General features: G+C 67.5%; 20 protein-coding genes and 1 tRNA gene. 15 read left to right on the forward strand and 6 right to left on the reverse strand.

Annotated elements, in window-relative coordinates; all coding sequences use genetic code 11:
• Positions 1-5 precede the first annotated feature (5 nt).
• The gene (gene uraH / locus PW734_08525) at positions 6-350 is read right to left on the reverse strand and encodes a hydroxyisourate hydrolase (protein MDE1171234.1); all 345 of its coding nucleotides are present in this window, start codon (positions 348-350) and stop codon (positions 6-8) included.
• On the reverse strand, positions 347-880 hold the full coding sequence (gene uraD, locus PW734_08530; GenBank protein ID MDE1171235.1) for a 2-oxo-4-hydroxy-4-carboxy-5-ureidoimidazoline decarboxylase: 534 nt from the start codon (positions 878-880) through the stop codon (positions 347-349). The genes uraH and uraD overlap by 4 nt, the downstream gene beginning before the upstream one ends.
• Before the next feature lie 262 nt (positions 881-1142).
• On the opposite strand from uraD, the gene PW734_08535 reads away from it, so the two are divergent.
• The 6 genes from PW734_08535 (at position 1143) to PW734_08560 (ending at position 7180) form a co-directional block, all read left to right on the forward strand.
• The gene (locus PW734_08535) at positions 1143-2888 is read left to right on the forward strand and encodes a mannitol dehydrogenase family protein (GenBank protein MDE1171236.1); all 1746 of its coding nucleotides are present in this window, start codon (positions 1143-1145) and stop codon (positions 2886-2888) included.
• A gap of 37 nt (positions 2889-2925) precedes the next feature.
• A complete protein-coding gene (locus tag PW734_08540) occupies positions 2926-4428 on the forward strand; it encodes a mannitol dehydrogenase family protein (protein ID MDE1171237.1) in 1503 nt (500 codons plus the stop codon).
• A gap of 6 nt (positions 4429-4434) precedes the next feature.
• Positions 4435-5352 (forward strand): HAD family phosphatase, encoded by a 918-nt coding sequence (locus PW734_08545; GenBank protein MDE1171238.1) that lies wholly within the window; start codon positions 4435-4437, stop codon positions 5350-5352.
• Positions 5349-6257: a carbohydrate kinase gene (locus tag PW734_08550; protein MDE1171239.1), complete on the forward strand. Its 909-nt coding sequence runs from the start codon at positions 5349-5351 to the stop codon at positions 6255-6257. The genes PW734_08545 and PW734_08550 overlap by 4 nt, the downstream gene beginning before the upstream one ends.
• 52 nt (positions 6258-6309) lie before the next feature.
• Positions 6310-6390, forward strand: a tRNA-Leu gene (locus PW734_08555).
• 40 nt (positions 6391-6430) lie between these two features.
• The gene (locus PW734_08560) at positions 6431-7180 is read left to right on the forward strand and encodes a hypothetical protein (GenBank protein MDE1171240.1); all 750 of its coding nucleotides are present in this window, start codon (positions 6431-6433) and stop codon (positions 7178-7180) included.
• Positions 7181-7216: 36 nt separating this feature from the next.
• Here PW734_08560 and PW734_08565 read toward each other — a convergent pair whose 3' ends face one another.
• Positions 7217-8101, reverse strand: a complete 885-nt coding sequence (locus tag PW734_08565; GenBank protein MDE1171241.1) for an SDR family oxidoreductase — start codon at positions 8099-8101, stop codon at positions 7217-7219.
• A 105-nt stretch (positions 8102-8206) separates the two neighbouring features.
• Here PW734_08565 and PW734_08570 point away from each other — a divergent pair, with 105 nt between their 5' ends.
• The gene (locus tag PW734_08570) at positions 8207-9034 is read left to right on the forward strand and encodes a helix-turn-helix transcriptional regulator (GenBank protein MDE1171242.1); all 828 of its coding nucleotides are present in this window, start codon (positions 8207-8209) and stop codon (positions 9032-9034) included.
• Here the strand turns inward: PW734_08570 and PW734_08575 are convergent.
• Positions 9031-9465, reverse strand: coding sequence for a VOC family protein (locus PW734_08575; protein MDE1171243.1), 435 nt, complete (start codon positions 9463-9465; stop codon positions 9031-9033). The genes PW734_08570 and PW734_08575 overlap by 4 nt on opposite strands.
• A gap of 118 nt (positions 9466-9583) precedes the next feature.
• Here PW734_08575 and PW734_08580 point away from each other — a divergent pair, with 118 nt between their 5' ends.
• Together PW734_08580 and PW734_08585 are read left to right on the forward strand one after the other, a co-directional pair.
• Positions 9584-11395 carry a hypothetical protein gene (locus tag PW734_08580; GenBank protein ID MDE1171244.1) on the forward strand — a complete coding sequence of 604 codons (1812 nt, stop codon included), beginning with the start codon at positions 9584-9586 and terminating at the stop codon, positions 11393-11395.
• Positions 11396-11520: 125 nt separating this feature from the next.
• A complete protein-coding gene (locus PW734_08585; protein ID MDE1171245.1) occupies positions 11521-12426 on the forward strand; it encodes a transglutaminase family protein in 906 nt (301 codons plus the stop codon).
• Here PW734_08585 and PW734_08590 read toward each other — a convergent pair.
• Entirely contained in the window at positions 12417-13487 is a 1071-nt protein-coding gene (locus PW734_08590; GenBank protein MDE1171246.1) for a hypothetical protein, read from the reverse strand. The two genes, PW734_08585 and PW734_08590, sit on opposite strands and share 10 nt — an antisense overlap.
• A gap of 93 nt (positions 13488-13580) precedes the next feature.
• Between PW734_08590 and PW734_08595 the strand changes: the two genes are divergently transcribed.
• Genes PW734_08595 through PW734_08620 form a run of 6 tightly spaced genes read left to right on the forward strand, consistent with a single transcriptional unit; the run spans position 13581 to position 18618 of the window.
• On the forward strand, positions 13581-14786 hold the full coding sequence (locus tag PW734_08595) for a TIGR03862 family flavoprotein (protein ID MDE1171247.1): 1206 nt from the start codon (positions 13581-13583) through the stop codon (positions 14784-14786).
• A gap of 35 nt (positions 14787-14821) precedes the next feature.
• A complete protein-coding gene (locus PW734_08600) occupies positions 14822-15772 on the forward strand; it encodes a ribose-phosphate pyrophosphokinase (GenBank protein MDE1171248.1) in 951 nt (316 codons plus the stop codon).
• On the forward strand, positions 15769-16260 hold the full coding sequence (locus PW734_08605) for an Lrp/AsnC family transcriptional regulator (protein ID MDE1171249.1): 492 nt from the start codon (positions 15769-15771) through the stop codon (positions 16258-16260). Before PW734_08600 ends, PW734_08605 begins: the two co-directional genes overlap by 4 nt.
• The gene (locus tag PW734_08610) at positions 16257-17411 is read left to right on the forward strand and encodes an aminotransferase class I/II-fold pyridoxal phosphate-dependent enzyme (GenBank protein MDE1171250.1); all 1155 of its coding nucleotides are present in this window, start codon (positions 16257-16259) and stop codon (positions 17409-17411) included. Before PW734_08605 ends, PW734_08610 begins: the two co-directional genes overlap by 4 nt.
• On the forward strand, positions 17408-17872 hold the full coding sequence (locus PW734_08615; protein MDE1171251.1) for a dihydrofolate reductase: 465 nt from the start codon (positions 17408-17410) through the stop codon (positions 17870-17872). The genes PW734_08610 and PW734_08615 overlap by 4 nt, the downstream gene beginning before the upstream one ends.
• A complete protein-coding gene (locus tag PW734_08620; GenBank protein ID MDE1171252.1) occupies positions 17869-18618 on the forward strand; it encodes a class I SAM-dependent methyltransferase in 750 nt (249 codons plus the stop codon). Before PW734_08615 ends, PW734_08620 begins: the two co-directional genes overlap by 4 nt.
• Here PW734_08620 and PW734_08625 read toward each other — a convergent pair.
• Positions 18615-19502 (reverse strand): hydrogen peroxide-inducible genes activator, encoded by an 888-nt coding sequence (locus PW734_08625; GenBank protein MDE1171253.1) that lies wholly within the window; start codon positions 19500-19502, stop codon positions 18615-18617. The two genes, PW734_08620 and PW734_08625, sit on opposite strands and share 4 nt — an antisense overlap.
• Between the last annotated feature and the right edge of the window lie 7 nt (positions 19503-19509).

Genomic DNA, 19509 nt, shown 5'->3' on the forward strand with positions numbered 1-19509 from the left:
AAGGGTCAGCTTCCCCGGTAGGTCGTGTAGGCCCAGGGGGAGGCCAGGAGCGGCACGTGGTAGGAGCCGCCCGCCTCCATGGCGAAGCGGACCGGCACCTCGTCCAGGAAGGGGGAGGGGACGCCGAGGCTTTGGAAATAGGCGCCGAGGTGGAAGAGCAGCTCGTAGCTCCCGGCCTGGACGGCCTCGCCGGAGAGGAGCGGGGCGTCGGTCCGGCCGTCCGCGTTCGTCGCCGCCGTTTGGAGGAGCGTCCGCGCGCCGCCGGATTCCAGGCGGAAAAGCTCGATCGTGAGGCCCGCCGCGGGGCGGCCGTGGCAGGTGTCCAGGACGTGGGTGGAGAGTTTGCTCATGCGGAAAAGATCTGTTCCAGGCGCAGGGTGGCGATTTTTTCGATTTCGGCCAGCGCCGTGTCGAACTCCGTTTGGGGATCATTCTCCAGCCGCCGCGCGAAGGCGGAGAGGATGGCGGCCTTGTCGTTGAGCCGCGCGCAGATGACGAAGGGAAAGCCGAACTTCTCCCGGTAGCGCGCGTTGCCCGCCTCGAAGCGGGCCAGCTCCTCCTCGGATAGCCGGTCCAGGCCCGCACCGGCCTGCTCCGCGCGGGAGGCGGCGGTCAGCTTGTTCTCCCGCGCCAGCCGCCCGGCCAGGTCGGGGTGGGCGCGGATGAGGGTCAGCTTCTTTTCCCGGCCGCTTTCCCGCAGCACGGCGACGAGTTTTTCGCGCAGGTCGGCGGGGGAGGAAAAGGGCCGCCGCTCCCACGCGGCGGCGGCGATCCAGGGCGACTCTTCAAAGACGGGACCGAAAATCGCCACGAAATCGTCACATGAAAAATCGTTCAAAGAAGGGGGGGTCACGACGCCAGCCAGATAAACACGTCCCATGCCAAGAGAAAAATATCTCTATTTATGACAAAATATCTTAGGCGTACTTGACCCAAATAGCCGAATAATTAATATTGGCAGACTTCATCGTTTTGGAGGATGGCTCGGGCGGGCCGCTTCTAAGGGGGTGAAAATGAACGGAGTTAAGATGTCTTCGAGCTACTGCGAACAGGGCCATTCCCGCAAGGCGCGTGCGGCAGAAGAGAACCTTAACGTTTCCGTTCCGGCGCTGACTATCTAAGTCTTTGCCTAGAAAGGTATTATGGCAGAAGTCCAGGGTAAGAAGGTGACCCCCACCACCTTAGAGGCGCTCCGTCCCCACTTCGACGCGGAGCACTTCCCCCAGTTCAACCGCGACACCTTGGAGAAGCGCGTTGTCGCCCTCGGCGGGTCCAGCGTCCTTTTCCGCGGACTCTTCGTCCCGGAAGTGGAGGCCCTCAACAACAAGGGCATCACCAACCTGGCCATCGTCTCCGTCTCCTGCGGCACCGAGGCCAGCAGCCGCGCCAAGGCGGACAGCTTCCGCGAGCAGGGCGGCCTCTACACCCTTCACGAGCATGACGGCACCGTCGACCGCTTCCGCCTGATCGGCTCCATCACCGATTCCATCTTCGCCACGGACGAGCCGGCGAAGGTCTACAACCAGATCGCCGACCCGCGCACCCAGGTGGTCACCATGACCATCACCTCCCGCGGCTACAACTTCAAGGGCGTGGGCAGCGAGCTGGACCTCGACAATCCCTCCGTCCGCCAGGACATCGAGAACCCGACGACCCCCGTCACCGCCCTCGGCTACGTGCTGCAGGGCCTGGCCCTGCGCCAGCAGGCCGGGCAGGAGCCGCCCATCATCCTGCCCCTGGAAAACGTCTCCGACAGCGGCAAGGTCATCAAGCAGGCCCTCCTCACCATGGCCCAGGAGCGCGACAAGCTCCACGGCACCCACCTGGCCGAGTACGTCCAGGACCAGGTCCACGTCCCGCAGACCATGGTCGACAAGATCTGTCCCGCCCTCAAGGACCAGACCCTGGAGGCCGAGCGCGCCAACCTGGCCGCCCACGGCGTCCACGACGCGCTGCCCGTCACCGGCGAGCCCTTCGGCAAGCTGGTCATCGCCGACACCGACCCGCGCATCTTCGACATCCTCCCCTTCCAGAAGCTGCCGGAGAGCAACGTCGCCGTCGCCTCGAAGGAGGAGATGCACGCCTACGAAGTCGGCAAGCTGCGCATGCTCAACGGCGGCCATCGCGCCATCGGCATCCTGGGCCTTTCCGCCGGGGAAAAGATCGTCCATGAGACGATCGCCAAGTCCGCCATCCGCGACTTCATCCACGGCATGAGCCGGGAGACCCAGCAGACCCTCCCGGAGCATGCCGACATGCACAAGACCTTCAGCCCGGCCACCGTCATCAGCCGCTTCTCCAACTCCTCCATCCAGGACGACCTAGGCCGCCTGGTCGACAACTCCTCCGGCAAGCTGCTGGACCGGATCGTCCGCCCCATCCAGCACCTGCGGGAAAATGGCCAGAACGCGCCGCACCTCACCTTCGTCATGGCCGCCTGGTTCAACCTCCTGCGCGGCGAGAACGACCACGGCCACCCCACCGCCTTCAAGGACGACAACGCCGCCAAGCTCGGCTTCGTCCAGGCGGCGAAGGAAGTCCACGCCGCCTGGCACGAGGCCAAGAAGGCCGATCCCGCCGCCCAGGCCGACCTCACCCCCCTCCTCAAGCTGAAGGACATGCAGGTCCTCCTGGGACCCCTGGCGCAGGACGAGCAATTCCTGGGCGACATTAGCCGCCAGATGACCTCCGTTTGGAAGATCAACGAGCAGCGCCCCGGCCGCGGCACCCTGGAAACCCTCCAGGCCGTCGCCCAGGAGGTCCAGCCCCGGCGGGACGCCCTCCACGCCATCGAGCGGACCTTCTCCAAGGACCCAGTTCAGCGTTGTCCTCTGCCCGATTTGGTGGTTCAGTCCGAGACGCCCGCGAAGGACCGTTATCTCCGATAGATAGCGCTCTTTCCCGCGGCGTCCCATCCACATGACCATGGCCACCCTGTCCGAAGAAAAGCCGTCCACCACGGCCTCCCCCCTCAACGCCGCGCTGCTTTCCCAGCTGCCCGCCACCGTCGCCGTCCCGCGCTACGACCGCTCCCGCGTCGTCCCGCGCATCGTCCACATCGGCCTCGGCGGCTTCCACCGCGCCCACCAGGCCGTCTACCTGGACGACCTCCTCAACCAGGGCGCGACCGATTGGGGCATCTGCGGCCTCGGCGTCCTGGAACAGGACCAGGCCATGCGCCAGGCCCTGGCCTCCCAGGACTTCCTCTACACCTTGGTCGAGCGCAGCCCGCAGGCCGACCAGGCCCGCGTCATCGGCTCCATCCGGGACATGATGCTCGGCTTCCAGGACCAGGAAAAAACCCTGGCCCGCCTCGCCGGCCCGGAGACGGCCATCATCAGCCTCACCGTCACGGAAAAAGGCTACTTCCACGATCCCGCCACCGGCCGCCTCAACGACAAGCACCCCGCCATCGTCAACGACCTGGCCGCCGGGGCCAAGCTGCAGACCGCCATCGGCTTCATCGTCGAGTCCCTCCAGCGCCGCTTCGCCGGGGACAAGACCCCCGTCACCATCCTTTCCTGCGACAACCTCCTGGGCAACGGCGACGTGGCCAAGGACGTCATCCTCTCCTTCGCCACCCTCAAGTATCCGAAGCTCGCCGCCTGGATCGAGGAATCGATCGCCTTCCCCAACACCATGGTCGACCGGATCACCCCCGTCACCACGCCGAAGGAAAAGGCCATGGTCGCCGAGAAATACGGCATCCAGGACCAGTGGCCCATCGTCTCCGAGTCCTTCCGCCAGTGGATCGTGGAAGACCACTTCGCCGCCGGCCGCCCCGCGTGGGAAAAGGCGGGCGCCGAGCTGTTGGACGACGTGAAGCCCTACGAGCACATGAAGGTCCGCCTCCTCAACGGCGGCCACTCCGCCCTGGCCTACCTGGGCTACCTGCTCGGCCACCGCCTCGTCGACCGGGCGACCAACGACCCCCTCATCACCCGCTTCCTCCAGCGCCTCATGGATGAGGAAGTCACCCCCACCCTCCTGCCCCTGCCGCGCGTCGACCTGGCGGAGTACAAGGCCACCCTCATCGCCCGCTTCGGCAACCCCAGCATCCAGGACCAAGTCCAGCGCCTGGCCATGGACGGCTCCCAAAAGCTGCCGAACAACCTCATCGCCTGCGTCCGGGACCAGGTGAAGGCCGGCCGCCCCGTCCGCCTCCTGGCCCTGGCCCTGGCGGGCTGGATCCGCTACCTGCGCGGCACCGACGAGCAGGGCGCCCCCATCGAAATCACCGACCCCATCGCCTCCCAGCTGGTTTCCGCCGCCCAGAGCGCCGATCCGGCACGTGCCGTGCTTGGAATAAAACAGGTGTTCGGCGACGACCTGCCCCAGGCCCAGCCCTTCGTGCGGGAACTCGCCGCCGCCCTCGACAGCCTCAACCAACGCGGCACCCAAGCGACCCTTTCCCACTATTTGAGCTAATCCCCCATGAAGCCCCAGGCCTTCCTCTTCGATTGTGACGGCACGACCGTCCAGAGCGAATCCCTCGCCATGAAAGTGGCGCTGGACACCGCCTACGGGCACTTCGGCAAGGACTACGACCCCACCCTCATCTCCTTCCTCTCCGGCAAATCCTTCCGCCAGATCTGCGACGCGGTGGAGGAAAACGTCGGGGAAAAGATCCCCGCCGCCGCCTACCCCGCCCTGGACAAGAAGCAGCTGCACGACACCATCGCCGTCCTGGCGGCGGACGTCACCCCCGTCCCCGGCATCGTCCCCCAGCTCCAGCGCCTCCAGACGGAGGGGAAACCCTGCGCCATCGTCACCAGCAGCCCCCTGGAGCGCGTCGAGCCCTGCATCGACCGCGTCCAGGACGACGGCAAGACCCTGCGCCCCTATTTCCCCCAGGTCTTCAGCGCGGAAGACCCCAAGATCTTCCCCGAGGGCCCGCGCAACAAGCCCGATCCCAGCATCTACCTCCACGCCGCCAAGACCCTGGGCGTCGAGCCCGGCCAAAGCCTCGCCTTTGAGGACAGCCTCTCCGGCGTCCGTTCCGCCGTCCGCGCCGGCATCCCCGTCGTCGCCATCGTCGGCGCCGACCACATCACCGACAAGGAAGCCCGCGCCGGCCAGCTCCGCGCCGCCGCCGCCCAGCCGGGAGAGGGGTTCCAAGGCGTTCCCGACATCATCGTCATGCACCACTGGGACGAGCTGCCCGCCGTCGAGTCCGCCCTGGCCCGTTCCGCCAGCTACCAGGACGCCGTCCAGCTCTATAACCTGGAAAACAGCCGGGAAAAAAGCGCCCCCTCCAAAAGCGCCGTGCCGGAAGCCGCCTACCAGCGCGCCCCCGTCGCCCAATCTTTGACCGCCGCGGACCTCCATCGCGCCGCCGCCCGCACGCAGTGAAAAAGATCCTTTGCTTCGGCGAGCTCCTCTGGGACTGCCTCCCCACCGGCCGCCATCCCGGCGGCGCCCCCGTCAACGTCGCCTACCATCTGGCCCAGAACGGCATCGAGCCCTTCGTCGCCACCGCCGTCGGCGAGGACGAGCTGGGCCGCGAGATCCTGGCCTACCTCGAAGGGCAGGGAATCAGCACCCGCTTCATCGTCCGCCACACCGATTGGCCCACCGGCACCGTCCAGGCCACCATCAACGAGCAGGGCAACGCCAGCTACGACATCAAAACCGGCGTCGCCTGGGACCACATCGTCCCCCCGGCGGAGCTCAAGGCCCTGGCCCCCAGCCTGGACGGCATCGTCTTCGGATCCCTGGCCCAGCGCTCCCCGCAGAACCTGGCGGAGATCCTGGAACTGCTCCACGTCTTCCAAAAGGATTCGTCCAAGCTCCGCATCTTCGACGTCAATCTCCGCCCTCCCTTCGACACCGTGGAAACCGTCTGGAAGCTGGCCAAGGAAGCCAACGTCATCAAACTCAACCACGAGGAAGCCGCCCGCCTCACCGGCATCTCCCTGGCGGACGGGACCCTCGACACCGTCGCCATCCGGCTGGCCCGCGCCCTGGAAAAGGAAACCGGCTGCCACACCATCTGCATCACCGCCGCCGAGCGCGGCGCGGGCCTCCTCATCAAGGGGGAGTGGTACTTCGAGCGAGGCCGAAAGGTCCAGGTCGCCGACACCGTCGGCGCGGGCGATTCCTTCCTGGCGCGGCTCACGCGCGGCCTCCTTTCCGGCACGGAGCATCCCCGGGACACCCTGGCGGCGGCCTGCCGGACGGGGGAATGGGTGGCCAGCCAGAAGGGGGCCATGCCCAGCTACGCCGTCTTCCACGCCGCGCAGGCGCTGGCGGTTTAGTTTAAGGCTTGCCCCGGCGGGGGCCCTTCCGTAAATTCCATCCTCTTCCCACGCGGTCGTGGCGAAATGGCAGACGCGCTAGATTCAGGTTCTAGTGGAGCAATCCATGGAGGTTCAAGTCCTCTCGACCGCACGCTTCCTTTGCTAGCCGGGTTTCCCACGCCCTAAAGCCGATGCTCCATCTTTTCTCTCTCGGGATTCTCGCCATCCCGTACCTGCTTTGGGGAGGAATGCTTTTCGTGGGCTGGCGCAAGGCCCGTCCGGGCAGTGCGAATAGGTGGCTTCTCGGCCGTTATCCCGTTTTGGTGGGGGGCTTTGCGGGGGTCGCTTTGGGCGTTTACGGAGTGATGGGGATTCTTTCCTCCCATTCTTCGACCGCGGTCGTCGGCTTCTTTTTCATTCCGTTCTGGATGATCGGGGTAGGGCTCTTGGGCTGGCTTCTCACCCTCCTTGTTAATGGCGCGATTCATCTGACGGGCAAAGGCGGGGGAAACCCAGTGCGCACAGGAGCGGTCGGGGCACTCCTGACGTTGGGAGTTCTTGGATGGGGAGCCTTCCTTTATTTCGGCCATCTTGCGCGAGAGGGAAAAGCGGCATCCCAGGCCGCCCTGGCGGTTGCCGCTTCTCCTGCCTTGAAGGCATCGGACGTTCCCTCCCTCCTGGGGCTAGCCCGGGACACGCGGGATTTGGACATTCTCCTGGCATTGGCCTCCAACCCCGCCATGCCGGCCGAGGGGACGACGAACATTTATATGTACGCGGCAAAGGCCCCGGACAGTGATCCAAGAAAAATCCGCATCATGCGGGCGTTGGCGCGCAATCCACGCCTGCCCGTTTATTACCTTCAGCTGCTGGCCAGGGATGATGATTGGATCGTGCGGAAAGAGGCTTTGAACACGCTTGGCCAAGGCCTTGCCCCTTAACTTCTCGAACGTTACGCTTTCGCCTGGAATGAACCGCTAGGCCGCGGAGTAGTCCATGGCCTCCAAATCGGCCAGGAGGCCAGGGCCCGTCGGATTCCAGCCCAGCTTTTGCCGCGTCTTCTCGCTGGAGCCTTGCAGGTCGCCGCCGGCAAATCCGCCCAGCCATCCGAAGTGGGCCTTGGCTTCCTCCTGGGAGAGGGAAACGGCGGGGATCTTGAGGCCGCGCCCGATTGCCTCGGCGATTGCCCGCAGGGGAACGCCGACCTCGCCCACCGCGTGCCATGCCGCGCCGGGCTCTCCTTTTTCCAGGACCAGCCGGTACAGGCGCGCGACATCGGCGACGTGCGCGGCCGCCCAGCGGTTGGTTCCCTCTCCCACGTAGGCGGAGACGCCTTTCTCCCGGGCCAGGGCGATGAGATAGCTGACCAGCCCTTGTTTGACGGGATCGTGGACCTGCGGCAACCGCATGACGGAGGCGGCCACGCCCCGCAGGGCCAAGGCGGTCTGCTCCGAGACGCGCGGGAAGGGGAAATGGGGAGGAACCGCATGGTCTTCCGTCGCCACCTCTCCCGGCGCGGCCAGGCCCGCCAGGCCGGAGGCGACGATGAGGGGCCGCGCGGAGCCGGCCAGCGCCGCGCCCAGGGCCTCGATGGCGCGCTGGTCGATCCGGCAGTTTTCCTGGAACTTGGAAAAGTCGTGGATGAAGCCCAGATGGATGACGGCGTCGGCCTCCGCGGCGCCCCTTTTCAGGCTATCCAGGTCTTCCAGCGAGCCGGGATGCGCCTGCGCTCCCGCGTCGGCCAGGGCCCGGATGCCTGCCTCGGAGCGGGCCATGCCCAGCACGCGGTGGCCGGCAGCTAGCAGTTCTTTGATGACGGCGGAGCCGATGAAGCCGGTGGCTCCGGTAACGAAAACACGCATGGATATCTCCTGTTTGGGGGTTGAGAGAGGAATATCTTTAAGGCAAAATTATCCCCGTAAAAGTAGTGACAATATACTGGTATAATTCTTAACAGTTTTCCGCCCATGCCCTCAGAAAACCGCCTCGGCGATTATCTCAAAGCCCGCCGCACGAAGCTCGACGCCGCCGCCATGAGCTTTCCCCTGGGGCGGCGCAGGACGCCCGGGTTGAGGCGGGAGGAGGTGGCCCACCGCGCCCACATCAGCGCCACCTGGTATACGTGGCTGGAGCAGGGGCGCGGGGGCGCCCCTTCGGCCGATGTCCTCGACCGGCTTTCCCGTGCGCTGATGCTGACGGAGGTGGAGCGGGAGCATCTTTTCCTCCTGGCCCTGGGCCGGGCGCCGGAGGTGCGTTACCGGGAGGTCGGCGTCTCCGCCCGCCTCCAGCGGGTGCTCGACGCCATGGAGGGAGTTCCCGCCATCGTGCGGACGGCCACCTGGGAGGTGGTCGCGTGGAACCGGGCGGCCCGGGCGGCCCTGACCGATTACGAGAAGCTGCCTCCCGGCGGAAGAAACATCCTGCGCCGGATCTTTTGCCACACGCCGACGCGCGCCGCGCAGCGGGATTGGAAGGAAGTCGCCCGCTTCACGGTGGCGACATTCCGCGTGGAGGTGGAGCGGGCCGGGGCGGCGGAAGAGGTGCAGGCGCTGGTCCAGGAACTGCGCCGCGCCAGCGCCGAGTTCGACGCGCTATGGCGCGAGCACGACCTCTCCACCCCGTGCGAGGGGGTCAAGCGGCTCAAGCATCCGGTGGCGGGGATGCTGACGCTGGAGCCGTCCACCTTCGCCGTCGACGGGCGGCCCGATCTGAGCCTGGTTGTTTTCAATCCGGCCACGCCGCGGGACGCGGAACGGATCCGCAAGCTGGCCAGGGACCTCAAGCGGAGCCGCTAGGCGCCCAGCTCCTGCGCGAATTCGACCAGGTTGCCGTCTAGGTCGAAGATGTGGACGTAGCGGATGCCCAGGGCGGGCAGATGGCCCGGCTCGCAGGCGAAGCGGGCGCCCTTGGCTTGGAGGGCGGCGATCGTCGCGTCCAGGTCGGCGACTTGGAAGGCGTAGTGGGCGTAGCCGCGCGTCTTCATCTGCGCGTCGGGCTCCTGCCAGGCCAGGGGAGAGGCCTCCGATCCGTAGAGCTCGATGAGTTCCAGTCGGAAGCCGTCCCTTTGAAGCAGCGCCGCGCGCAGGTGGGGAAGCTCCAGCCGCCGCGCGGCTTGGGCCTGGAAGCCGAGCATCTCCCCGTACCAGCCGGCGGCGGCGTCCAGGTTGGAGACGGAGAGGGCGGCGTGGTGGTGGCGGGGCGGGCCGCCGAAGACGTCTGGGCTCATGCCGCCATTGCAGGCGCAGGCGGGCCGCCCGGCCAGCCGAAAACGCGGGGTGCCATTCCCGCCGCTCCTCCCGTCAAGGACGGCCTGGCGCGGGGCGGGCTAGCGTCGGCGGCAACGGATGAAAAAGACGCTCCTTCTCCCCCTCTTCCTGCTGGCGGTCCTGCCGGTTTCCGCGCAGCAGCTGATCAATAACCCCACCTTCCAGGGCGCGGCCCAGAACGACCTGGACATGGGCGGCCACGCGGTGACCAACGCGGCGGCCGATCCACGCGTGCCGCTCCTGGCGGCGGCGAACACCTTCACTCTGCCGCAGACGATTTCCGTTTCCCAGACGAACCTGGCTCCGGTCCTTCTCCTGCGCTCCACGCTGTCCGCGCCGGGGGCGGCGGACCTTTCTCCTGGGGCGCTGACCCTGACCTCCTCCTCCCTCACGAACGCGGCGGGGGGCCTCGACCTGGCGCTCGACTTTAAGAACGCGGCCGCGCCGGCGAACAGCCGCGTCTGGCGGCTGACCTCGCCGAACGACGGGAGCAAATCTTTCTTCTTCTCCCTCATGAACGATGCCCTGAGCGGAAGCGCCGCGTTCCTGGGCTTCCTGCGGGATGGGCTGTCCCCGGTGGCGTTGGCGGTGAATTCCCGCGTGGTGGTGGGGGGCGCGCTGACGGATGACGACGGGGGCACGGCCCTGCAGGTGCGCGGCAAGGCGCGCCTGGCCAATCTGCTTACCATTTCCCCCGACGCGGGCAGCACCAACGGGATCGTGATCGGCTCGAGCGATTCGACCGATTGGTCGATCCGGCGTTCGGGGGATGACCTGCGTATTTCTGTGGATGGAAGCGCCGTGGGGGGCGCGCTCCATTTGCAGGGTGGGTATGACAATAATGACCTGGTGGTGCAGGAGGAGAGCCTCGACTACGTGGGCAATCCGTATTCCTGCTACTTCAACGTGCATTCCGCGGGCTATGGGGCGGGAATCGGCCTGGGCGGGGATAGCGGTTACGAGTCGGCCTATTACCTGAACAAAGGCCCCTATAACCGCTGGTCCATGGGCAAGTCGAGCGATGCGGAGACGGGCTCCAGCGCGGGAGGCAACTTCTTCCTGCGGAGCTATGACGACACCGGCTTGACCACGACCAACGTGTTGACGGTTTCCCGGGCGACGGGGGCGGCGGCCTTCTCCGGGGCGGTGAGCGCCGCCTCCTTCAGCGGCAGCGGCGCGGGGCTTTCCTCCCACACGGTTCCGCTTTCCTCCCTGGCCGCGGGAAGCGCGACCAATGGGCAGGTCCTGGCATTCAACGGCAGCTCCTGGGCTCCCGGGGCGGGCGCGGCGATCGCCTCGACGGGGGCGCTGCTGAAGGGCAACGGCAGCGGGGGCGCCGTGGCCGCCACGGCGGGGAGCGACTATCCCGGCCTGGGCACGGCCAATACCTTCACCACGAATCAAACGGTGACCGGCACGGTGACGGCGACGTCTTTCAGCGGCAGTGGCGCGGGCCTCACGAGCATCCCTTCCGCAGCTGTGCTGGGAGCGACCGGCGGGTCGAGTGCGGCTGCGGGATGTATTGGGGAATATGTGAGCAGTTCCGGGACGGTATCCCTAACCTCCGCGGTCACGGCGAATGTGACGAGCGTGACGCTGACTCCGGGCGACTGGGAGGTGATGGGAAACGTGGAATTCACATTTACCGGCACGGTCACCTCCCTTACGGCCGGGATTTATACGACATCCTCTGGCTTTCCGGCCTATTCCTCCCCGGGTTTCGTTAGCCACCAAGCCATTTCAATCGCCAATTCCTTTTGGTCGTTTCCCACGGGCTTGACCCGGTTCCTGGTAACTACGAACACCGTTGTTTATCTGAATGTGGCGGACAGTTTTTCCTCGGGCACCTCGACAGCCTACGGAACCATCCAGGCTCGCCGCATGCGCTAGATCAGGAGAAGCCATGTTCTCTACGGGTGAGCCGTCTTACATGAATATATAATTGATGGTTAATGGGTTGCGTGTTTGGCGGGGAGGGGAGGGCGGTTCTTTGCTATAGTGGCCCTTCTCTTTTTATGGAAGCCAAGCCCGCTCCGCTGGACCTGACGGTCCGCGTTGGCTGCGACTTCGTCTATGAGACGACGCAGCCCACCCCCATTCTCCTGGTCCTCAAGCCGCGCATCGCGGAGAACCAGGTCATTCAGGAGGAAAAACTCTCCTTCGGCCCCGGCCTGCCGCCGCACGAGTTTGAGGACATCTGCGGCAATATCACCTACCGCTGCGTGCTGGCGCCGGGGCGCAACGAGATCCGGCACGACGCGATCGTGGCCGTCTCCTCCCAGCCGGAGAACCTGGAGGTGGACGACCACCCGGTGCCGGTGGAGCAGCTGCCGCCGGAGCTGCTGCGCTACACGCTGCCCAGCCGCTACTGCGATTCGGACAAGCTGCTCGACTTTGCCTGGAGCCAGTTTGGCGGCGTGCCGCACGGCCTCCGGCGCGTGCAGGCGATCTGCGACTGGGTGCACGAGAATATCGAATACCGCTTCGGCTCCGGCCGGGCGGACATCTCCGCCTCCGAGGTCATTCACCGCGGCTACGGCGTCTGCCGGGACTTCGCCCATTGCGGCATCGCGCTCTGCCGGGCTTTCAACATGCCCGCGCGCTACGTCACCGGCCACTTGCCGGACATCGGCTACATCGACCCCGGCGTGCCGATGGACTTTCACGCGTACATGGAGGTCTACCTGGGGCAGCGGTGGTACACTTTCGATCCCCGTTACAACGTGCCGCGCATCGGCCGGGTGAAGGTGGCGCACGGCCTCGACGCGGTCGACGGCGCTTTCTCCACCATCTACGGCCAGGCTAAGCTGACTTACTTCGAGGTGTGGGCCTACCAGGTCCGCTCCGGGGAGGTTTCCATCGGCGACCCGATCGACCTTTCCCGCCGCCTGGACGGGACGGTCGAGGTCCGTTACGCCTGACCGGCGTTCTTGCCTTCCTCTTCCAAAAGGCCCGCCCATTCCCGACGCAGGGTGGCCTGGGCCAGGTCGAGCCGCTCGAGCCGGGCCGGGTCCTGCGCGTAGATGAAGCGCGGGGGCGGCGCCAGGAGGCGGCGGTGGAAGCCGGTGCCCTCCAGGTTGCGGAACTGGTCCCAGGATGCCGGGGCGTCGCTGCAGAGGAGGCCGGTGGTTTCCACCGGCGCGGGGAGGTCGTCCCGGGTGCGCGTGGGCACCTGGCGGAAAAAGGCCTCCATGCCCCGCAGATATTCGGCCTCCATCGGGGCCAGGAGGGCTTCCAGCGCCTCGGCCTCCGCCGCATAGTCCAGGAAGGGTTCCGCGCGGCCCAGGAGGGCCTGCGCCAGCGCGCGGGGTTCGGGCGGCATCTTGTCCCAGTGCTTGTTCTCCGGCTTGCCGCCGCCGAAGTGCCAGAGGCGGACCTCGGCGTCCCCGCGGTGGAGGACGCCGTTCTCCACGCGCCACTCGCCCGGATGTTCCCAGTAGGAAAGGTTGTAGAAGGCCTCTCCCTTCCCTTCCGGGATCCGGTGGTGGGGAAAGGTGGGCTCCATGCAGAGCTCCCGCAGGGAGAGTTGGTCCAGGAAGTTGCCCAGGATCGGCACGATTTGGGAATAGATGCGCTGCATCCAGGCGTGCCAGAAGGCCTCTCCCCGGGCGGCGAGGACGCCCGCGTTGAGGACCGGCTCGCCGAGGCCGTAGGAGGTCGTGTCGGCGGTGACGGTGAGGGGCGCGGGGGACTCCAGAAGGGCGGTGAGGGGGCCCAGCACCAGCACGTCAGCGTCCAGGTAAAGGAGGTGGGGGTGGAGTTTCGCCAGCGTCGCGCCGACGATGGAGCGCAGGGAGACGATCTCCCCCGCGTGGATGATCTCCCGCTGGCGGGTGAACCAGAGGTAGAGATTCTCGTCCAGGATGTAGAAGGGGATTTCCGGGTGGAAGAGCTTGAAGGTCGCCCGGCAGCGGCGCGCCTGTTCGACGGAGGCGTCGCCCACGGCGATGCAGAACGCGGCGGTTTCGGGAAGGGCGGCCATTGACGACATCGACACTTAAGCAAGCGCCCGCGCGGAGTACAAGCGCGCCGATTTTCATTGGGGAAGCCCGCCCCCTGCGGCAGCGTTCCGGGCATGGGAAAGGAAGTCGCCATCGTGGGCGGAGGCCCGGCCGGGCTGCGCGCCGCCGAGCTGGCCGCCGAGGCGGGCCGCGCGGTGACGCTCTTTGACCGGAAGGCTTCCGTGGGGCGCAAATTTCTCGTCGCCGGAGGCGGGGGGCTCAACCTGACCCACTCGGAGCCTCTGCCCGCCTTTGCCGCCCGCTACGGGGATCCCCGGTGGGCCTCCCTCCTGGCCGATTTTCCGCCGGAGGCCCTGCGTGCCTGGGCCGCGGGCTTGGGGGTCGAAACCTTCGTCGGCACCAGCGGCCGGGTTTTCCCGGTGGAGAAGAAGGCCGCCCCGCTTCTCCGCCGCTGGGTGGAACGGCTGCGGCGGCTGGGCGTCGCCTTTGCGCCGCACCACGCGTGGACCGGCTGGGAGCGGCTCCCCGATGGGCGGCTCCGCCTCCGTTTTCAAACCCGCACCGGTCCGGCGGAGCGGGAGGTGGACGCCGCCGTCCTGGCCCTTGGCGGGGCGTCCTGGCCGGAGACCGGCTCGGAAGGGGACTGGCCGCCCCTCCTGGAACGGGCGGGCGTCCCCGTCTCTCCCTGGCAGGCGGCCAACTGCGGCTGGCGCGTCGCCTGGCCGCCGGAGGTCCTGGTCCGCGCGGAGGGGAAGCCGCTGAAAAACGTCGCCCTTTCCGCCGGGGGGCGCCGGGTGGAGGGGGAATGCGTCGTCACCCGCTATGGGTTGGAAGGGGGCGCCCTCTATCCCCTGGGGCCCGCGCTGCGCGCCGCGCCGGAACTGGAGATCGACCTGAAGCCGGGCCTGTCGGCGGACGCCCTGGTCCGCAAGGCCGGGACGCCGCCCCGCGCGGCGGAGGGGCTGGCCCGCCTGCTGGCGGAAAAGTGGCGTCTGGGGCCCGCCGCCGCCGCGCTTTTCGAGCGGGGCGGTCCCTATCCCGACATCGCCTCGGCCGCGTCGGGGGTGAAGGCCGTCCGGGTCCGCCTGGAAGGGCCCCAGCCGATCGCCGAGGCGATTTCCTCCGCCGGAGGCGTCGCCTGGGAGGCCCTGGACGAAAACCTGATGCTGCGGGCCGCTCCCGGCCTCTTCGCGGCGGGGGAGATGATCGATTGGGAAGCGCCCACGGGGGGCTATCTCCTGCAGGGCTGCTTTGCCACCGCCGCCCGGGCGGCGCGGGGCCTTCTCTCTTATCTGGGCCCGGTTAACGAATCGGCTTGAACGGGGGGGATGGCCCCCGCCATTCTTCCAGGCCCATGGCAGGTTCCGCCCCGAAAATTTTCTCCGGCTCGGCCAACATCGATCTGGCCCAAAAGATCGCCGCCTACCTAAAGGTCCCCCTGGGGCAGGCCATGGTGACCGCCTTCCCGGACGGCGAGACCTTCGTGAAGGTCAACGAGAACATCCGCGGGTGCGACGTCTTCATCGTCCAGCCCACCTGCCCGCCGACCAACCATCACCTGATGGAGCTGCTCATCATGATCGACGCCATGCGCCGGGCCAGCGCGGCGCGCATCACGGCGGTCATCCCCTTCTACGGCTACGCCCGCCAGGACCGGAAGGATCAGCCCCGCGTCCCCATCACGGCCAAGCTGGTGGCCAACCTGCTGGTCGCCGCCGGGGCCAACCGCGTCCTGGCCATGGACCTGCACGCGCAGCAGATCCAGGGCTTCTTCGACATCCCCGTCGACCATCTCTACGCCGCGCCGATCCTCTACCGCTACCTGAAGGCGAAGAACCTGGACAACCTCGTCGTCGTCTCCCCCGACGTCGGCGGGATGAAGATGGCCACCGCCTACTCCCAGATGCTCGACGCGGGCCTGGCCATCGTGGTCAAGCGCCGCATCAACGCCACGGAGATCGAGGCCCAGTTCATCGTCGGCGAGGTGGCGGGGAAGGACGTCCTTTTGGTCGACGACATCACGGAGACGGCGGGCACCCTCGTCGCCGCCGCGCAGATCCTGAAGGAAGCCGGGGCCCGCCGCATCTTCGCCGGCGTCTCCCACGCCGTGCTGAACGACCTGGGCGTCGAACGGCTGAAAGCCTCCTGCATCGAGGAGCTCATCACCACCAACAGCGTCCCCCCTTGCGACACCGACGGCTTCAAAGTGACCGTCCTGGACGTCTCCGAGCTGCTCGGGGAGGCCATCCGCCGCGTCTCCGAGGGCGAGTCGGTTTCCTCCCTCTTCGAACTCAACGGCAAATGACCGCTTCCGACACCTCCCTCCTCTCCCTCCTTCAGGCCGACGCCCGCGCCACCCCGGAAACCCTGGCCAAGCGCCTGGGCACCACCCCGGATGAAGTCCGCGCGCAGATCGCCGACCTGGAGGCGCGCCGCGTCATCCTGGCCTACCGCGCCGTGATCGACGAGGACCGCTCCGGGCGGGACGCCGTGAAGGCCGTCATCGAGGTGAAGATCACCCCGGAGCGGGAGGGCGGCTTCGACCGCATCGCCCACCGCATCGCCAAGTTTCCGGAGGTCACCTCCTGCTTCCTCATGAGCGGCGGCTACGACCTGCTCGTCTTCATCGAGGGGAAGACGATGCGGGAGGTCGCCCTCTTCGTCTCGGAGAAGCTGGCCACCGTCCAGGGCGTCCTCTCCACCGGCACCCACTTCATGCTCAAGCCCTACAAGGAGCACGGCGTGCTCCTGGGCGCGGAGAGCGCGCCGGAGCGGCTGGCCGTCTCGCCATGACCGATTTCATTGCCGACCACGTGCGGGCCATCCCGCGGTCCGGCATCCGCGACTTCTTCGAGATCGTCCAGACCATGGACGACGTCGTCTCCCTGGGCATCGGCGAGCCCGACTTCGTCACTCCCTGGCGCATCCGGGAGGCCGCCATCTACTCCCTGGAGCGGGGCCGCACCGGCTACACCTCCAACCTGGGCACGCCGAAGCTGCGGAAGGCCATCGCCGGCTACGTCCTGCGGCACTTCGGCGTCGAATACGACGCCCTTTCCGAGGTCCTGGTCACCGTCGGCGTCTCCGAGGCGATCGACCTGGCCCTGCGCGCCGTCCTCAATCCCGGGGACGAGGTCCTTTACCACGAGCCCTGCTACGTCTCCTACTCCCCCAGCATCGCCCTGGCCCACGGGAAGGCCGTGCCCATCGAGACCCGCGCGGAAGACGGCTTCCGCCTGAAGGCGGCGGACATCGCGGCCAAGCTCACCCCGCGCAGCAAGGTCCTCATGCTCAATTTCCCGTGCAATCCCACGGGCGCCACCCTGGGCCGCCAGGACCTGGAAGAGATCGCCGCGCTTTGCAAGGAGCGGGACCTCCTGGTCCTGACCGACGAGATCTACTCCGAGCTGACCTACGAGGGCCGCCACGCCAGCATCGCGGCCCTCCCCGGCATGCGGGAGCGCACCGTCCTCCTGCACGGATTCTCGAAGGCCTTCGCCATGACCGGCTTCCGCATCGGCTACGCCTGCGCCCCGCAGGCCCTGACGGAGGCGATGATGAAGATCCACCAATACGGCATCCTCTGCGCCTCCATCACCAGCCAGGAGGCCGCCGCCGAGGCCCTCCAGAGCGAGGAGGAGATGCTCAAGATGAAGGAGCAATACCGCCTCCGCCGCAACTTCATGGTGAAGAGCTTCGCCGGGATGGGCCTCCCCCCGGGCGAGCCCCACGGCGCGTTCTACCTCTTCCCCAGCGTCGCGGGGACGGGGCTCACCTCCCAGGAATTCGCCGTCCGCCTCCTGAAGGAGGAGAAAGTCGCCGCCGTGCCCGGCACCGCCTTCGGCCCCTCCGGGGAGGGGTTCCTGCGGTGCAGCTACGCCACCGCCTTCGACCAATTGGAAATCGCCGTGGAGCGGATCGCGGCGTTCGTAAAGCGGCTGTGAAGCTCTTCAAAGCCATCGCCGCGATGGCGGCCAACCGGGTCATCGGCCTCTCCGGCGGCGGCCTGCCGTGGCACATCCCGGACGAGTTCAAATGGTTCAAGGAGGCGACGCTGGGCCAGACCCTCGTCATGGGGCGGAAAACGTTTGAAACCCTGCCCGGCGCGCTGCCGGGACGGAAGACGGTCGTCGTCAGCCGGACGGTCCGGGAACTGCCGGGCGTGGACGTTGTCCCCAGCCTCGACGCCGTCGACCCGGAGGCCTATCCGGGGGAAGTCTTCATCGCGGGCGGGGCGGAAATCTACCGCGCCGCGTTCCCCCGCTGCGGGGAAATCTGGCTGACCATTCTCAAGCGCGATGCGGAGGGCGACGTCCTCTTCCCCCCCTTCGAGGACCAGTTCCGCCGCGCGGAGATCCTCCGGGAGCATCCGGAATTCACCGTCTACCGCTACGTGCGGCGGTGAAGCCGGCGGAGCGCTTCACCGGACGCGCCGCCGATTACCGGCGGCACCGGCCCGGCTATCCCGCCGGGATCGCCGATCTCCTGCGGGAATGCGGCCTGCCGCCCGGCGCGCGCGTGGCCGATATCGGCGCGGGGACCGGCCTCTTCACCCGGCTCCTTTTGGAGGCGGGCTATGGGGCTGTGGCCGTCGAGCCGAATGCGGCGATGCGGGAGGCCGCCCGGGAGGAATTGCCCGGGGTGGAGATCGTCGCCGGATCGGCGGAGGCGACCGGCCTGCCCGATGCGGCCTTCGACGCCGTCACCTCCGCCCAGGCCTTCCATTGGTTCGAGCCGGAGGCGGCCCGCCGGGAATTCTGCCGGATCGCCAAGCCGGGCGGCTGGCTCTTCCTGGTCTGGAACGACTGGGAGAACGCGGAAGGGCCTTTCAACGGCGCGTTCCTTGATTTCATGGGTGCGCTTCGGGAGGTGAAGCGGGAGGCGCACGCGCTGGCGGAAAAGACGGACGCCGCGATGGACGGCTTCTTCGCCTCCGGCGCGGCGGAGCGCCGGTTTTTTCCCAATCCGCACGTCCTCGATTGGCCCGGCCTGCGGGGGCGTTTCCTCTCCATGTCCTACGCGCCGCGGGAGGGGGATCCGCGCCACGAGCCGTTGCTGCAAAAGCTCCGCGCCCTCTTCGACGCGCACGCCCGGGACGGCCGGGTGACGCTGGAACAGCGGACGGAGGTTTACTTCGGCCGGTTAGGCTAAGGCTTCGGTTTCCCTGCGCGGCAGAGTTCGACGAAGGCGGAGAAGGCGCGGCTGGGCGCCATCTGGCGGGACCAGGCCAGGCTGATCCGCCGGGAGATCCGGTCCGGCTGGAGGGAGCGCAGGAGCACCTTCCGGTGGCGGAACGCCTTGCGGGCCAGGGCCGGGACCAGGGAGACGCCCTGGCCGCCTTCCACCAACGCCACCACGGTGTCGAGCTGGGAGCTTTGGATCGAGACGTTGGGGACGAAGCCCGACCGCTGGCAGAAGGAGATGGCCTGCCCGCGCAGGCAGTGCACGTCGTTCATCAGGATCATCGGCGCCTCCCGCAGGGCGTCCAGGGAAAGGGCGCGCGTCCTGGCCAGGCGGTGTCCCACGGGGAGGGCCAGGAGGAACTCGTCCTCGAAGAGGTCGAGCAGCTCCACCTGATCCCCGGGCGCGGGCGGGCTTAAGATCGCCAGGTCCAGGGCGCCGCTGCGGAGGGCGGCCAGAAGGTTGCCGCTCGGCTCCTCCGTCATTTCCAGCTGAAGGCCGGGGTGCCGCTTTTGCGCCCGGCGGAGGAGGTCCGGCATCAGGTAGGGGGCGATGGTCGGGATGACGCCGATCTTCAGCCGCCCCTGCACGCCTTGGGAAAAGGAGGAGGCCGCGTGGCGGACGGAGTCGACGCCGCGCAGGATCTCCTGCGCGTGCCGGTAGACGCTCTCCCCCAGCGGGGTGAGGGAGGCGCCCTTCCGCCGCCGCTGGAAGAGGGGCTCGCCCATCTCCTCCTCCAGCTTCTTGATCTGGTGGCTTAAGGTCGGCTGGGTGATGTGGCAGAGCCGGGCCGCGCGGGTGAAGCCGCGCTGGTCGGCCACGGCCACGAAATAGCGGAGCTGCTGAAGTTCCATAGGCAAC

Source organism: Verrucomicrobium sp. (assembly GCA_028283855.1).
GTDB lineage: Bacteria > Verrucomicrobiota > Verrucomicrobiia > Methylacidiphilales > GAS474 > GAS474.

Bases quoted from the DNA above. Each gene is read 5' to 3' on its own strand.
- uraH (MDE1171234.1), bottom strand. From the start codon at position 350: ATGAGCAAACTCTCCACCCACGTCCTGGACACCTGCCACGGCCGCCCC.
- uraD (MDE1171235.1), bottom strand. From the start codon at position 880: ATGGGACGTGTTTATCTGGCTGGCGTCGTGACCCCCCCTTCTTTGAAC.
- PW734_08535 (MDE1171236.1), top strand. From the start codon at position 1,143: ATGGCAGAAGTCCAGGGTAAGAAGGTGACCCCCACCACCTTAGAGGCG.
- PW734_08540 (MDE1171237.1), top strand. From the start codon at position 2,926: ATGGCCACCCTGTCCGAAGAAAAGCCGTCCACCACGGCCTCCCCCCTC.
- PW734_08545 (MDE1171238.1), top strand. From the start codon at position 4,435: ATGAAGCCCCAGGCCTTCCTCTTCGATTGTGACGGCACGACCGTCCAG.
- PW734_08560 (MDE1171240.1), top strand. From the start codon at position 6,431: ATGCTCCATCTTTTCTCTCTCGGGATTCTCGCCATCCCGTACCTGCTT.
- PW734_08565 (MDE1171241.1), bottom strand. From the start codon at position 8,101: ATGCGTGTTTTCGTTACCGGAGCCACCGGCTTCATCGGCTCCGCCGTC.
- PW734_08570 (MDE1171242.1), top strand. From the start codon at position 8,207: ATGCCCTCAGAAAACCGCCTCGGCGATTATCTCAAAGCCCGCCGCACG.
- PW734_08575 (MDE1171243.1), bottom strand. From the start codon at position 9,465: ATGAGCCCAGACGTCTTCGGCGGCCCGCCCCGCCACCACCACGCCGCC.
- PW734_08580 (MDE1171244.1), top strand. From the start codon at position 9,584: ATGAAAAAGACGCTCCTTCTCCCCCTCTTCCTGCTGGCGGTCCTGCCG.
- PW734_08585 (MDE1171245.1), top strand. From the start codon at position 11,521: ATGGAAGCCAAGCCCGCTCCGCTGGACCTGACGGTCCGCGTTGGCTGC.
- PW734_08590 (MDE1171246.1), bottom strand. From the start codon at position 13,487: ATGGCCGCCCTTCCCGAAACCGCCGCGTTCTGCATCGCCGTGGGCGAC.
- PW734_08595 (MDE1171247.1), top strand. From the start codon at position 13,581: ATGGGAAAGGAAGTCGCCATCGTGGGCGGAGGCCCGGCCGGGCTGCGC.
- PW734_08600 (MDE1171248.1), top strand. From the start codon at position 14,822: ATGGCAGGTTCCGCCCCGAAAATTTTCTCCGGCTCGGCCAACATCGAT.
- PW734_08605 (MDE1171249.1), top strand. From the start codon at position 15,769: ATGACCGCTTCCGACACCTCCCTCCTCTCCCTCCTTCAGGCCGACGCC.
- PW734_08610 (MDE1171250.1), top strand. From the start codon at position 16,257: ATGACCGATTTCATTGCCGACCACGTGCGGGCCATCCCGCGGTCCGGC.
- PW734_08625 (MDE1171253.1), bottom strand. From the start codon at position 19,502: ATGGAACTTCAGCAGCTCCGCTATTTCGTGGCCGTGGCCGACCAGCGC.